This window comes from Pseudoalteromonas sp. T1lg88, assembly GCF_002964765.1.
GTDB lineage: Bacteria > Pseudomonadota > Gammaproteobacteria > Enterobacterales > Alteromonadaceae > Pseudoalteromonas.
In genome coordinates this window covers 539,148-553,624 of the sequence record NZ_PQCF01000031.1, presented here as the reverse complement: position 1 = coordinate 553,624, position 14,477 = coordinate 539,148, and the positions used below count along the sequence as shown (strand labels likewise).

Sequence of the window (14,477 nt, the reverse complement as noted above, 5' to 3'; positions counted from 1 at the left end):
CACCATCAGTGATGGTGTGACGACGATCACGGTACCGAGCTCGGCGATCAGCACGGATAGCAACGGCAACCTGACAGTCACTGGGCAAGATCTGTCAAGCCTCGCCGACGGCGAATTGACCGTGACCATGACAGTGACAGACGCCGCAGGGAACACAGGTACGGTAACAGATACCACCACCCTGGATACGGCCACACCTTCGGTGACCATCAACGATGACGTTACCAATGACAGCACCCCGGCCTTGACCGGTACCATAGATGATCCAGAGGCGAGCATAGTAGTGACTGTCGAGGGTGTGGATTACACCGCCACCAACAATGGCGACGGCACCTGGACCTTGGTGGATAACACCTTGCCAGCGCTTATGGACGGTAGCTACCAGGTCACCGTGACTGCCACCGACGCGGCGGGTAACAGCGGCATGGCCACGGGCAACTTAGTCATTGATACCAGCGCGCCAACCACGGGCGATGGTGCGAACAGCATCGCGTTCAATGACGGCGGCGATGAGTTGGTAAACGCGAGCGAAGCGACCAACGTGACCCTTTCTGGCGTTGTCGAAGCCGATGCCACCGTCGACAGCATCACCATCAGTGATGGCGTGACCACGATCACGGTACCGAGCTCGGCGATCACTTTGGATAGCAACGGCAACCTGTCAATCACTGGGCAAGATCTGTCAAGCCTCGCCGACGGTGAATTGACCGTAACCATGACGGTGACCGATGCTGCGGGCAATACCGGTACGGTAACCGATACCACTACGCTTGATACCGCTGTAGATGGCAATGGCAATGGTCAAACCGTCACCTTTGACAGTATTTCCAATGATTCTGGTACTGACGGAGACTTCATCACGAGCGATACCTCGTTGATCTTCAACGGCACCATAGATCTTGACGATGCCACTACCTTGACTGTGTCTGTTGGTGGCACCGAGTACACCTTTGGAACTGCACCAGAGCTCACCATTGATAGCAATGGCAACTGGAGCCTCGACTTATCGGGGACCCCATTAGCTGCTGGCACCTACCCAGTCATTGCGACGGTTACCGATGCAGCAGGTAATTCACTTAGCACCGCCAGCCAAGATGTTGTCATTCAAGCGCTTGACGCCGTAAATGATGTGAGTGCTATCGACCTTGAGCCCGTTGTTACCGTTAACCCGCCACAAACAACTGACGATGTAGAAGTGCTTGGTTTGGCGGACGCAACTGGCGGCGCTAATGCCAGCGCGACCTTCACTGTTGCACCAGACAATATCGGTGACGTGGAAATTGAAGTTAGTCAAACCTCACTTGCAGCGGTTGCTGATGCCTTTATGGTTGAGGTGTACGATGAAAATGGTGTGCTGGTCTATCAAGGGGTCAGTGCAAACTCACAACTTGCCAATGTTGGTGGTTTGGATATTTTCAACATCACCGGGGATGAGACTATCTCTATCTCGATTCCAGACTTAGCAGCGGGTAACTACAGTGTGGTTGTGCGCAACGATGCAAGTCTGCTGGAGAATCAGGTAGGCAGTGTGCTGGACGCTGACGGTGATGGAGAGGTAAGCCTTAGCGAACTCGGCTTCGCAGGCGTGGAGCTTGGTCCAGATAACCGAGACTATGTGCTGCAGTACGTCGAAGATACGATAAATGCCATGCAGAATGGCGGCTCATTGCTGACCGGTGACGGGACTTTGATTCGCGAAACTCTGGAAGAGATGCTTGCTATTACCCCAACCATAGATGCAGGTGAAATAGCAGACCGACTGACTGATGCGCTCGACGCCAAAGGCGTCAACCGAGACCTCAAAAAGTTTTATCAAGTTATCGCCGATGCTCTGTTTAATGACACCGTAACCCTGTTGGAAAGTACGGACATTACCACCACAGTAACTGAGTACAGCTACTTTGGAGAGGCGCAAGGTAACCTGATAGAGGGAGATACAGGTGGTGCTGGTGCAGATACCATTATCGATGGCGCACAAGTCACTGTGGTCACAAACAGTGCTGGTGAAAGCGTCGTTGTGCCAGATACAGGCACGGTGACGATTCAAGGTGCATATGGTGTCTTGGAAATTGCAGCTGACGGCACTTATACCTATACCGCAAATGGTGATCGCAGCTCGTTCGGTCAAGACGAAGTGTTCAACTACACCCTGTCAGACGGTGAAACTTCTGACTCGGCATCACTGACCATCAGCATTACGGGTAGTGACTCCCCGGCTGGGCAAGCACAAACCGACATAGCTACAGACGAAGGTGCACCAGTAACCGAGTTAAGCGCTGACTTGCTGTTCAGTATGGTCGATGACGGTGAACTGATGATGCAATATGACGTTCTTGCCTCGAGTGAACCAAGGTTCAACGACAAGAGTGAAGAGTTGATGCGTCAAGCTGTTCTTGAACACACAGTCGAAGAAGACATCGAATTACTGCTCAACGATGTAGATGCTGAACCAGAGACGCAAGCACTGTCGGTTTCGGGTGATTACGGTACCTTCAGTATCGACGGCGTCATGTTTAATGACGTGAGTCTCCTTCAGCAGTCGCCGTGGGCGGATGAGGATACTAATGTCGTCATTTAATCGACATTTCCGGTATGCGGTTATGCTTGGCTTGAGCTGTTGCTCAAGTCAAGCTTTTGCCACATCTGTTGAGCCGGCAGAAAGTCCGTCAATCTCACAAATGGTGCATTATGGCTTAACCTTGAATCCTCGTGTTCGCTCCGCGGTGGCTGAGATCCAGCAAGCTGAAAAAACCATAGACGTTAACGAGGGCCGCTTTTGGCCTTCACTTGACCTTACCGCAGGGCCTGCGGATGGCATCAGCGGCGCCTTTGCTTACAATATCACCCTGAGCTACACCTTATACGATTGGGGGGCATTGGACAGCGAACTGGAAGGCATGAACGCCGAGGCGCGTAAAGCGTTACATAAATTACGCCAAGTACGTGCTGAAGTCGGCATCGAAATCATCGAAGCTTACCTCGATATTATGCTTGCTCAGCAACGACAAGCGATTATTCAAGAACACCAGCGACGTATTGCTCGTGTTGAGCGCATGGCTGAAATTCGCGCTGCAGGAGGTTATAGCGACCGCGCCGAATTAAATCGAGTGCTGCAAGCGCGCTATTATAATGAACAACAAAGGCAAATGACCGACGGTGACCAGCAGCAAGCGCGCTTGCGTTTACGCATGTTGATGCAACGCCCGGTTACGGCCCTGCCACCATTGCCTGCCAATTATGTGCAGCTACAAAACCTGTTGCCGAGTACCCAACAACAAACACAATTGATCCCGCGCTCACCGCAATATATGCAGGCACAAGAAGAAGTTCATATTGCCCACAGTCAAGCTGAGCGCGTCAAAGCTGCGCAACTGCCTCGTGTGGTCTTAGAAGCCTCATCGCAACGCCGCGATATCGGTGGTGAATTAACTCGCGACTCTGCGGTCGCGGTGCGTTTTAAAGCGAGCTTCAATCAAGGTTTAGCCAGCTTCGATATGGATGACATTGAGCGTCTGCGCGCTGAAGCCGCACAGTGGGATCTGCAATTTACACAACTCGATATTGAACGTAATTTGAATATGCAACGTGAATCACTGCGCAACTTAAGTCAACAACGACAATCACTTGAACAACAAGTAAATGCGGCAACCGCACTGTTGAGCGCCTACCAAGATCAATTCCGCGCAGGCCTCACCACGGTAGAGGAAATTTTAACGACAGAGCGCGAACGCTTTGAATTGCTCAGCCAACATCTGAACGTATCCATTGAGCTATTGCGTATTCCCTACCGGATGAGCTCAGAACTTGGGATCCTAGAATCTGTCCTTGCCGCGCAGAGCAATGAGGCGCATAACCTATGACGCACTTCAATCCAGTGACGCCACCCACAGTTGATCCCTTGCAACTTGCATTAACAACCTATTGTCAGTTGCTGGGTAAACCGACACGCGAAGAGGTCATTGGCGAAGGCCTGCCTTTGAAAAACGGCCGTTTAACTATCGAGTTAATTCCACGCGCCTTGGATAATCAGGGCATTAATGCCGTTCTGGTGGAGAAATCACTCCAGCAATTGCAAGACTACCATTTACCTGCCTTATTGCTTACCCGGCATAACTCTGGGTTGGTGTTAATCAGTAAAGATGAAGAGCACTGCACTGTTGTCGTGCCGGAAACCGCTGGACAAAAAACCTATACCTATGCCGAACTTGAAGCTTTGATCTCCTCGCACCTGGTTCTTGCTGACATCGCCTACCAAGCGGATGACCGAGCGAAGGACTATGCACAGCCCTACAAAAAGCATTGGCTCAAAGAGCAGTTGATGAAGTGTTGGTCGACCTATATTGACGTCGGTGTCGCTTCGATGTTTGCCAATATACTGGCCGTTGGTACCTCGTTATTTGCCTTACAGGTGTACGACCGGGTCGTTCCTAATGATGCCTTTGATACCTTGTTTATTCTTACCACAGGGGTTGTCATTGCCATTGTTTTTGACTTTATCTTACGGGTTCTACGCGCCTATTTGCTTGATGTGACTGGTAAAAAGTTAGATTTAGAGCTGTCATCGCGACTCTTTTCACAAGTGTTGTTTATGCGGCTTAAAGCGAAACCGCAATCCACCGGCGCGTTTTCCAGTCAATTGAAAGAGTTTGACAGTGTGCGCGAGTTTTTCACCTCGTCTACCGCGGCCACCATCAGTGACTTTCCATTTATCCTCTTATTCTTACTGCTGATCTGGTATCTAGGCGGCCCCGTGGTGTGGGTGCCGATCATCGCTATTTTATTGATGTTATTACCCAGCTTACTGATGCAGGGAAAACTGGCTGCATTGTCTCGTGAAGGGTTACGCGAAGGCGCTGTAAAACAAGGGCTGATGATCGAGGTGATCGAAAACCTCGAAACGGTTAAAGCTAGCCACGCTGAGTCTCGCAATTTGTTTTTATGGGAAACCCTTACCAAGAAGCAAGCAGCCGACAGTGTCACCTTTAAAAGCCTCTCGAACAGATTGAGTCAAGGCGCTGCAATGGTGCAGCAACTCGGATTTATTTTCGTGGTGGTGGTTGGGGTTTACCAAATCAGTGCCAGCGAAATGACGATTGGTGCACTCATCGCCTGTACCATGTTAACTTCACGCACCATAGCACCGGTAAATCAAATCACTGGGGTGCTGGTGCGATGGCAGCATGTTAAGGTTGCCCTTGAAGGACTTGACCAGATTATGCAGGCGCCTACAGAGCGCCCGCCAGGCCGCCAGTTTGCTCATAAACCTAGGCTCGATGGCGATTACAGCCTCGAAAATGTCAAACTTAGTTATGGCAATGAGGGGCCGCCAGCGTTGAGCATTAATAAACTGCAGATTAAAGCAGGAAGTCACACCGTGTTACTTGGCAGCAACGGCGCTGGTAAATCGAGCCTGTTGCGGATCTTAGCGGGCTTAGAAGACGTCGATAGCGGCCAAGTGCTGCTTGATGATATTGCCATGACACAACTCGATCCCGCGGACCGTCAGCGTGATATCGGCTATTTGCCACAAGATTCTTGTTTGTTTTACGGGACGTTACGCGAAAACCTTCAGTTGGCAGGCAATAATCACACGGATGAGGCCATTTTCAACGTCCTTGATAGCATTGGTTTTGGTGTTGCTGTGCGTGCGCATCCGCTGGGCTTAGATATGCCTATTCTTGGCAGCAGAAGCCTCTCCGGTGGTCAACGTCAAGCCGTTGCATTGGCACGGTTAATCTTACAAAACCCGCGAATTGTGTTACTGGACGAGCCAACCTCGGCGTTTGACCAAGTCAACGAAGAGAAAGTCATACAATTTATGCAAACCTGGTTACAAGGTAAAACCTTGGTCATGTCGACCCATAAACGCCGGATGTTGGCACTAGGTACCCGAGGAGTCGTTCTTAAACAAGGACATGTGGCTAACGAAGGTGATTTTGATAGTATTTTAGCTCCTCAAGGGCAGGTGAAACATGAAGCCTAGTAACCCCTGGTCGGATGAAAGTCGTCTATTTTCTGCGCGTCCTGCGCTGTGGTTGTGCATCTTAATCGTGGCCATTTTTATTGGCTGGGCGGCATTTGCTGAGATTGACGAAGTCACCCGCGGTGAAGGTAAAGTTATTCCCTCCAGCCGTTTGCAAACAATCCAAAGCCTTGAAGGGGGTATTGTCGAAGAATTATTGGTCTCAGAGGGGCAGCTAGTAGAGCAGGGCGATCCCTTACTTAGGCTCGATAGAACCCGCTTTTTAGCCGCGTTTCGCGAAGGTGAAAGCCAAGCTTCGTCCTTGTTAGCTTCAATCACCCGTTTGGAGGCCGAGGTACGCGATAGCGCGACATTAACCTTTCCAAACGAACTGAAAATCGATGAGGAAGATCGCATCTTTGAGCAAGCGTTATTTGCCTCTCGACGGACCAATAAACAAGAAAAAGTCGTTGGCTTACAACGCCGCATGCACATTGTCGAAGAGCAGCTCGGCATCTTACGCCCCATGGTGGCGTCTGAGTCGGTCAGTCAAATGGAGCTGCTCCGGTTAGAAAAGGAGCTTGAAGATTTAAAAGGACAGATCATCGAAGTCAGCAATAATTACATGCAGGATGCCTATACCGAATTGACTCAAAAGAAAGCAGAGCTCAATGCCCTGAACGAGTCTTTAGTGCAGCGGCAAGACCAGTTGACTCGCACCCAAATCACATCGCCCGTCAAAGGTATGGTGAATGACATTTTGGTTACCACACGCGGTGGTGTGGTGCAGCCGGGTGAGCCTATCATGTATGTCTTACCGATTGATGAGCAATTACTGATTGAAGCGAAAATAGCCCCTGAAGACATCGCATTTTTAGCACCTGGAATGTCAGCGAAAGTGAAAATCACGGCGTATGACTTTTCGATTTACGGGGATCTCGAAGGCGAAGTAATTCAAATTAGTCCGGATACGATTGAAGAGGAAACGGCACAAGGCAAAGCGTACTTTTATCAGATCCTGATTACTACCGAAGGGAATCAGTTAGTTAAAGGTGATAAGAGCTACCCCATCCGGCCCGGCATGATTGCACAAGTGGATGTGTTAGGAGGTAAACGCACAGTTCTCAGTTACCTCTTAAATCCGCTTCTGAAAGCTAAACTCAACTAAGTAACACAAACAAGAAGTACCCCCCCTTGGTGGTACTTCTTGATATCGAATTAGCCAGACACCTACTCCAAGATTTCACACTTCCGAAAATAACTAAGACACCCACTCTAAGATTTCACACTTACGGACTCCTTGACTACACTTTGAGGGTTCTACTCAAGGAGGAGTGAATCATGGCAACGCCTCGGAAAAGCCAAATCAGCCTGGCTGACACCCCTTATTATCACTGTATTTCTCGCTGTGTACGGCGCGCCTTCTTATGTGGCAAAGATGCATTGACTGGCCGCTCTTATGAACATCGCCGCGACTGGGTTGAAAGCAAACTGCTGCAGCTGGCCCGTATTTTCTGCATAGATGTGTGTGCCTACGCGGTAATGAGCAACCATACCCATGTGGTGCTGCATGTGGATAGGCGCAAAGCCCAGCGCTTAACGGATAAAGCCATTGTGCTGCGTTGGCATAAACTATTTAAAGGCACCTTGCTCAGTCAACGTTTTGTGCAAGGGGAGTCGTTAGATGGGGCCGAATTGGCCGCTCTACAAGGTCGAATCTTGATTTATCGGAAGCGCCTTAGTGATATCAGCTGGTTTATGCGAGTGCTCAATGAAGGGATTGCCCGTCAAGCCAATCGTGAAGATGAATGCACCGGCAGATTCTGGGAGGGCCGATTTAAATCTCAAGCGCTTCTTGATGAAGCTGCCCTTATTGCCTGCTTAGCCTATGTGGAGTTAAACCCGATTCGCGCCAAGGCCGCCGACTTACCCGAACAATCCGATTATACGAGCGTGAAAGCCCGCATCGAATCAGCAAAGAAGGGTAAGCAACCTTCCACTTTAATGCGTTTTGTTGGACACCCTCGTAAGCCTATGCCGAAAGGCCTGCCTTTTGAGCTACGCAGTTACTTAGAGCTGGTTGAATGGACGGGGCGATGTATACGCGAGGATAAACCAGGTTATATTGCATCTGACGCAACCCCCATACTTGAACGACTCGATATTAGCCCAGTAAATTGGCTGTCCCTGGCCACCTCATTCACCAAGGTTTTTCGCGGCGCGGTGGGTAAGGAGCAAGCATTAACAACCTACTGCCAGCATCAACACCGAAAACGACGTGTGGATTTAAGCAACAGCCAAGCACTGTTTATTTAAACTCAACTTCCTTTCCCTTTATCGCTCACTAAGCCCGAAAGTATCCAATACGCACGTCCAAAATTCACGAAAATGATAATAATGAAAGGAAAATTGTCGAAAAACGTTCGAACTGGGCAACACTCACTTTAAAATTCATCTCCCCTCATTCCGTTGGAAAAACTCTATCTTTAAAATGGCTGTCTTGGTTATGTCTCTTAAGATGGGTGTCTTTGTTATTTTCTTCGTTGCAAAAACTCTATCTTTAAAATGGCTGTCTTGGTTATGTCTTTTAAGATGGGTGTCTTTGTTATTTTTTAAAGTGGGTGTCTTGTTTACTCCCTCTTGTTTACTCCCGAGTTTGACCGCTGCGAGCGCTTTTTCATCTCCTAAAATAGCGCCAACTGGTCGTAGCAGTGCATAAAATAGTCTATAACTATTTCAAATAACTGAATAATTGTATTTTCACACTTAAGTCGTAGCTATTTTTTCTTTCAATCTTTGTTTTTGTTGATAGGATGTTTCCTAAAGGTTAAATCGGCTGGCCTGAGTTAGCCGAGATAACCATCATAGAAATTATAATAAGTGCTTTAGCTTACTCTTCTTCCTCTCCACCCTCAGGTGCGTCAATTGAGCAAGAAGAGCAGGCAGAATAATCAACAGGACATATATGACAACACATCGATTAAATATGCTGGCAGTTGCCGTCGGCTTAGCCGTTTCTACGGTCTCAGTGCAGGCTGAAGAGTCACAACAAGTCAAAGCAGATGAAAAAATTGAAGTAATTTCGGTACTGGGCTCGCGCATGGCTAATCGCACGGCCACAGAGTCTACATCGCCGGTTGATTTGATTGACTCGGACGACCTAAATAAGGGCGGCTTTACCGAACTGGGTCAAAGCTTACAGGCTACGGCGCCTTCGTTTAACTTTTCTCGTACCCAGGTATCGGACGGCTCTGACTTGTTCCGTCCCGCGACTCTTCGTGGTTTACAGCCGGACCAAACCCTGGTGCTGATCAATGGTAAGCGTCGTCATAACCAGTCTATCTTTGGCCTAAATGGTACGGTCGGCGCGGGTGCGGCGGGTACCGACATGAACGCTATTCCATTGATTGCGCTAAAAGGCGTTGAAGTTTTGCGTGATGGTGCCGCTGCGCAATATGGCTCAGATGCCATTGCCGGTGTTATTAACCTTTCTTTAAACAATTCAACTGGTGTAACAACAGGTTACGTTCAAGCTGGCAGCACAGGCGAGGGTGATGGTGATACCATTTCCATCGGCCTAAACCGTGGTTTTGATATCGGCGATGACGGTGGATTTATCAACTTCTCAGTTGAATATCGTGATGCTGATGGCACCAACCGTGCCGAGCGCGACATTGGTGGCTCGGTCGATGTGCCGTATGGCACCTTATCTGACGACGTGCGTTGGGGACAAGGTAATGCCGATAGCGAATTTACCTCACTGTTTTACAATATGGTCCTGCCTATGGACGACATCGAGCTGTATTCGTTCGGTGGCTACTCAAACCGTACTGCCTTGGGTAATGGCTTTTATCGAAACTTCGACCAGGCCGCCAAAAACGTGGTGCAGGTTTACGGCGATGGTTTCTTACCGCGCATTGATAACGAGGCGGAAGATATTTCCTTCGCTCTTGGCCTTCGCGGCGAGATAAACCCGGATTGGGGCTATGATGTTTCAGCGGTTTATGGTGAAAACACCTATGATTTCCACTCGAAAAACACCATCAACGCCTCATATGCGGCCGAGTATGTGTTCAATAACCCGGATGCATCGGATGCGGATATCATAGCCAATGCAGGCCCTCGCGGTGGTTATTCCGGTGGTTTCCGTTTTGATCAAACCACGGTTAATGCGGATCTAAATGGTACGCTTGATATCGGCCGCGCAGATCCTGTGTATCTGTCTGTTGGTGCCGAATACCGTAAAGAGAATTATGAAATCGTCCCAGGTGAAGAAGCCTCTTATGCTTGTGGTTTGGCCAATATGGATACCTCTTACCCGTCGGTAAACGATCCTGATCAGTTTGCCGAATGTGGTTTCCAAGCCTATAACGGCTTGCGTCCTGAAGCCTCAAACGATGAAAGTCGACACAGCTATGCCTTGTATGCGGATGCCGAAACCTTGATCACCGACGCTTGGCAGGTGAGCGCGGCGTTGCGTTATGAAGATTTCTCCGATGCCGGCGACGACATCATAGGTAAACTTGCGACTCGCTATGAAGTAAATGATGACTTCGCCATTCGAGGTGCAATTTCGTCGGGCTTTAGAGCGCCGTCACTACAACAAAGTGCTTACACTGCCTACACCACTAACCTGGGTGCCAGTGGTGAATTAGAGCAGTCGTTTACGGCAACGGCTGGCTCGGATTTCCCTTCTGCTCTGGGTGTGGATAATCTGGAGCTTGAGAGTTCAGAAAACCTTAGTTTTGGCTTTGTTTGGGATTTCAGCAGCGAGTTGTCGCTTACCGTTGATTTCTATCACGTTGAGATTAAAGACCGCATTACTCTAGGTAGCTTGATGTCTGCCGAAGATGTGGCCTTCAGCCCAGAAGCTGTGGCAGCCCTTAACGCCACAGGTGCTGCGCAGGCAAACTACTTCTCTAACTCGGTAGACTCAACCACTAAAGGGGTGGATATCATCGCCGCGTATAACACAGATTTATACGATGGTGCTTTCTCTGCGACCTTCGCCGGTAACTTAAATGAGACCGAAATCGACGATGTAAACGCGCCGCAGGGCATCCCTGATAACATTGCCCTAGATGATCTACAACGTAGCTTCTTAACCGATGGCCAACCGGGCGAGCGTGCAACTTTAACGTTCGAATATGAGCGTGGCGATTACAACAGCATGTTGCGTTTTAACTATTATGGTGAAACCGATGTGAGTTACTTCGGTCAGGATCACATTCCTCTACCGGATGAGTTGTCACCTACGGGTTCATTTAAAGACACCAGTACCGTTGAATCGGCCGTGCTAGTGGACGTAAATGTGGGTTATCACCTGTCTGATGAGGTAATGCTGTCTGTGGGTATCGACAACCTGTTTGACGAAACGCCGGATGAGCTAGGTGAAGATGAAGTGCTTGATTTTATTTCAAATCAGGCATTTAAATACCCGCTTCGCGCAGTGCCTTATGGCTTTGATGGTATGACCTACTACGCCAAAGTAAGTTTTAGCTTCTAAACGCTAACGAATTAAAAAAGCACGCGAAAGCGTGCTTTTTTGTGCCTGTCACTTCTGCGCGTAACGCCTAGCGTTTATCGCCTATTGCGTAGCAACTAGTTGCTGCAGTTTTTCCCGCGGCAGGGCTTATCGCCGCCCCCACCGCTGCCCCCGCCGCTTTCGGTAACATCCACACCTATCCAGTTCGACCAGCTTGATGCGCCGCTGTTATTAAATGCACGTAGACGATAGCGGAAGGTGCCTGTGCCGCTGGCATCCACCAAGGCGGTTTGGTCTGCACTGACAGGGCCGATAGAAGTGGTGGATTGCCACACACCCGCTAGTTTTTTATGGGCCTTTTCTCGTTGCAGCTCATAGCCGCTTTCGTCGCTTACATCATTCCAACTTATGACTGCGGTGCCATCGCCACCATCAAGAACCGCAAAATTTCCCGGCGTCAGAGGTGGCAGCGGATTGCTGCTGGCATTGAGGGCACCGGCCAGATTTAAGCGTCCGTTTAGCGACCAGGCTTGCATATTCTGGCCTCCGGCTCCACTGACATCGGCACCTTGCTCCAGGCGCTCACGCACCGCCTGGTTACAGGGCACACCGGGAGCCGCTTCGCAGCTAGCAGGGTCGGCCAGGCCATCGCTATAAAAGTGCGCCCAGACCACAGCCGCCGCGCCGGCAACGAAGGGGCTGGCCATGGATGTGCCGGAATACCAATCCAGGCAGGCATCGTTATCGGGGTCAAAAATCGTTCCCAGTATTTCCGCGTAGAAAACACAGAGCTCATTGGGAACCGTGGAGATAATATGGTCGCCGGGCGCCATCATGGATATCCAGTTACCGAAATTAGAAAATGAAGCCCTGTCATCATTTCGCTCCGTGGCACCTACGGCTAACACAGGGTCATAGGCCGCCGGATAGGTGAGGGTGTTAACACCGTCATTACCCGCTGCAGCGATAAGCACTGCGCCTTTGCTCCAGGCATAGTCGACGGCATCGGACTCTGTTTGTGTCCAGCCGCCTAAGCCTGCAGGCTCACCGTTTTCATCTACGGCATCGCTGGCATAGCTCATATTGATCACATGATAGCCGTTATCGGCGGCGTAGGTGATCGCCGCTGCAGACGAAGACACAGGGCAGATACCGACTATCACATAAATGCCCAATGGCGGCATTAGATCTATGGTGTATTCAAAACAGGTTTTCAGGTTACCCACGGCGCTGTTCCAGCCAACCCCGGCAATGCCTATGTCATTGTTGGTGGCCGCTGCGGCTATGCCCGCCACATGGCTGCCGTGAGCGGCGACATCATCGAGTGTGGTGCTGTAGTCGGTGACAAAACTGACTTCTTCGACGCATTTTCCTGGGGCAATAAATTCAAGGCTGCCACCGGGGCGAGCGGCGGTGCGGCAGTCGACGCCGGTATCGAGAATGGCAATTTTCACCTGGCTGGAGCCGGTGCTGATATCCCAGCCTTCTGGCGCATCTATATCCGCGTCCACCCGACCGATAAATTCTTGCAACCCAGTTTGCGGGTTCATCAGCAATTGCCCGGTATTATTCAGACCCCATTGCTCTTTAAACCATTGGTTGTCGGTGCCGGTGGGCGGTGGATCCTGTCCTTCATCCGGGATCAATAAGACTCGATAGTGATCTGGCTCGGCGTAAAGGACATTGGGGTTATTGCTGAACATCTTGATGCTTTTGCCGACACTGCCAGCGGGCACTTTAATGATATGCACGCTGAGCGGGGATATGACTCTTTGTGGTGAGCCGCCGGCCATGGCCGCCAGCTGGCGAACCTCTTCAGCCTTGGTACCCGGTTTGAATTTCACCAGCACCCGATCCGGGGCGTAAGCGGGAATGTCATAGCGGCCTGGAACCTCGACGGCACCCTCTATGGTGCTAGGAGCTGCATGGGCATGGCTATAACTCAGGACAAACAGTAGCGATAACAAAAGACGATGAAAACTTTGCACTTTTTCTCTCCTTTGAACTTTTTAAATGTTTCCTGTCGGCGTTACCGCAAGGTCATCTCCTGACCTTAGGCCCGTTACTGTGCACTTAGTTACCAAATGGGATGCAAATATTGGCTGCCAATTTTGGATGTTAAGAACAGCCGCACAGACCAGCTTAACTTCCTAAGTCTAGAAGCCTTTTGCGTCATGGCAATGTTCAATGTTGTGATTGGTACTTTAGGGTTAAGGATGAATAGGGACAAAAAAGCCCCGCATGCAGGCGAGGCTCGATTTACTAGTTTCATTTCGCTTGGCGTATTACTTATGTTCCAACTGATTATGAATACTGGCGACCAGTTCCCTAGGAATGCAAAGCTGATTTGCCAGCGCCTCCAGGTAATGAGTAGAGGCGGCTTGTTGCAAGTCGATAGCAGTGACGCTGGCGGCATACACCTCGATACCGGTTTGTGCATCCGGCACTGTGTTTACTAGTTCGGACAAGGTCATGGGCTTTCGCAGCTCATCGAAGAGCATGGCTTTTTCCGTGACCGTAAGGGCCATATTTTCCACGCTGGCAAAAATCTTTTGACGCTCCGCTTCGTCGATATGGCCATCGGCATAGGCGGCGGCTATCATCGCCCGCATAAGCAGTAATTGCCCCGACTCATTGTGATCATCGACCACCTCGGTAAAGGCCTGCTCTGGCATGCGTGCCGGGGTATAATCAAAGGTGCGGCCACTGCTATTGGCCGAGTGGGTGTCCTGAGCTGATTGCGGTGGGTATTCCCTGTATACCTGGCCCGATTGGCTGGTCTCGCTTTTTTGCGAATATTGCTGGTAGGCCTTCCACGCAAGCCCACCCACGGCGGCTAAGGCACCATATTTAAGCGCCTTTTTACCCACCTTCTTGCCTTTTTTGCTTGTTGCCAGGCTGGTTAATCCGCCACCGGCCACGCCGCCTAAGAAGCCACTGAGCGCCCCTGATTTATTCAGGCTGCCCACTAATTTTTGTAACTCTTTCATCACTGCGTCCTTTTCTCTGTGGTGAGCACACCATATGCCA

8 protein-coding genes are annotated in these 14,477 nt (G+C 50.2%); 6 read left to right on the top strand and 2 right to left on the bottom strand.

Features of this window, described 5'->3' with window-relative positions; translation table 11 throughout:
- The 6 genes from C2M34_RS11635 to C2M34_RS11610 form a co-directional block, all read left to right on the top strand.
- A partial coding sequence (locus C2M34_RS11635; protein ID WP_199878791.1) for a beta strand repeat-containing protein occupies nt 1–2,578 on the top strand: 2,578 nt, incomplete at its 5' end.
- Nucleotides 2,565–3,860, top strand: a complete 1,296-nt coding sequence (locus C2M34_RS11630) for a TolC family protein (protein ID WP_158681441.1) — start codon at nt 2,565–2,567, stop codon at nt 3,858–3,860. The genes C2M34_RS11635 and C2M34_RS11630, both read left to right, overlap by 14 nt.
- Complete coding sequence (locus C2M34_RS11625; protein WP_105258855.1) at nt 3,857–5,983, top strand: type I secretion system permease/ATPase; 2,127 nt, start codon at nt 3,857–3,859, stop codon at nt 5,981–5,983. The genes C2M34_RS11630 and C2M34_RS11625 overlap by 4 nt, the downstream gene beginning before the upstream one ends.
- Nucleotides 5,973–7,130, top strand: coding sequence for an HlyD family efflux transporter periplasmic adaptor subunit (locus C2M34_RS11620; RefSeq protein WP_105258854.1), 1,158 nt, complete (start codon nt 5,973–5,975; stop codon nt 7,128–7,130). Before C2M34_RS11625 ends, C2M34_RS11620 begins: the two co-directional genes overlap by 11 nt.
- Before the next feature lie 173 nt (nt 7,131–7,303).
- Nucleotides 7,304–8,278, top strand: coding sequence for a transposase (locus tag C2M34_RS11615; protein ID WP_105258853.1), 975 nt, complete (start codon nt 7,304–7,306; stop codon nt 8,276–8,278).
- Nucleotides 8,279–8,927: 649 nt separating this feature from the next.
- On the top strand, nt 8,928–11,468 hold the full coding sequence (locus C2M34_RS11610; protein ID WP_105258852.1) for a TonB-dependent receptor plug domain-containing protein: 2,541 nt from the start codon (nt 8,928–8,930) through the stop codon (nt 11,466–11,468).
- A 95-nt stretch (nt 11,469–11,563) separates the two neighbouring features.
- Here the strand turns inward: C2M34_RS11610 and C2M34_RS11605 are convergent, their stop codons facing one another.
- Nucleotides 11,564–13,435, bottom strand: coding sequence for a S8 family serine peptidase (locus tag C2M34_RS11605; RefSeq protein ID WP_105258851.1), 1,872 nt, complete (start codon nt 13,433–13,435; stop codon nt 11,564–11,566).
- Nucleotides 13,436–13,732: 297 nt separating this feature from the next.
- Nucleotides 13,733–14,437, bottom strand: a complete 705-nt coding sequence (locus C2M34_RS11600; RefSeq protein WP_105258850.1) for a tellurite resistance TerB family protein — start codon at nt 14,435–14,437, stop codon at nt 13,733–13,735.
- Nucleotides 14,438–14,477 lie beyond the last annotated feature (40 nt).

Excerpts from the sequence above, each read along its gene's own strand:
- C2M34_RS11630 (WP_158681441.1), top strand. The coding sequence starts at position 2,565 with ATGTCGTCATTTAATCGACATTTCCGGTATGCGGTTATGCTTGGCTTG.
- C2M34_RS11625 (WP_105258855.1), top strand. The coding sequence starts at position 3,857 with ATGACGCACTTCAATCCAGTGACGCCACCCACAGTTGATCCCTTGCAA.
- C2M34_RS11620 (WP_105258854.1), top strand. The coding sequence starts at position 5,973 with ATGAAGCCTAGTAACCCCTGGTCGGATGAAAGTCGTCTATTTTCTGCG.
- C2M34_RS11615 (WP_105258853.1), top strand. The coding sequence starts at position 7,304 with ATGGCAACGCCTCGGAAAAGCCAAATCAGCCTGGCTGACACCCCTTAT.
- C2M34_RS11610 (WP_105258852.1), top strand. The coding sequence starts at position 8,928 with ATGACAACACATCGATTAAATATGCTGGCAGTTGCCGTCGGCTTAGCC.
- C2M34_RS11600 (WP_105258850.1), bottom strand. The coding sequence starts at position 14,437 with ATGAAAGAGTTACAAAAATTAGTGGGCAGCCTGAATAAATCAGGGGCG.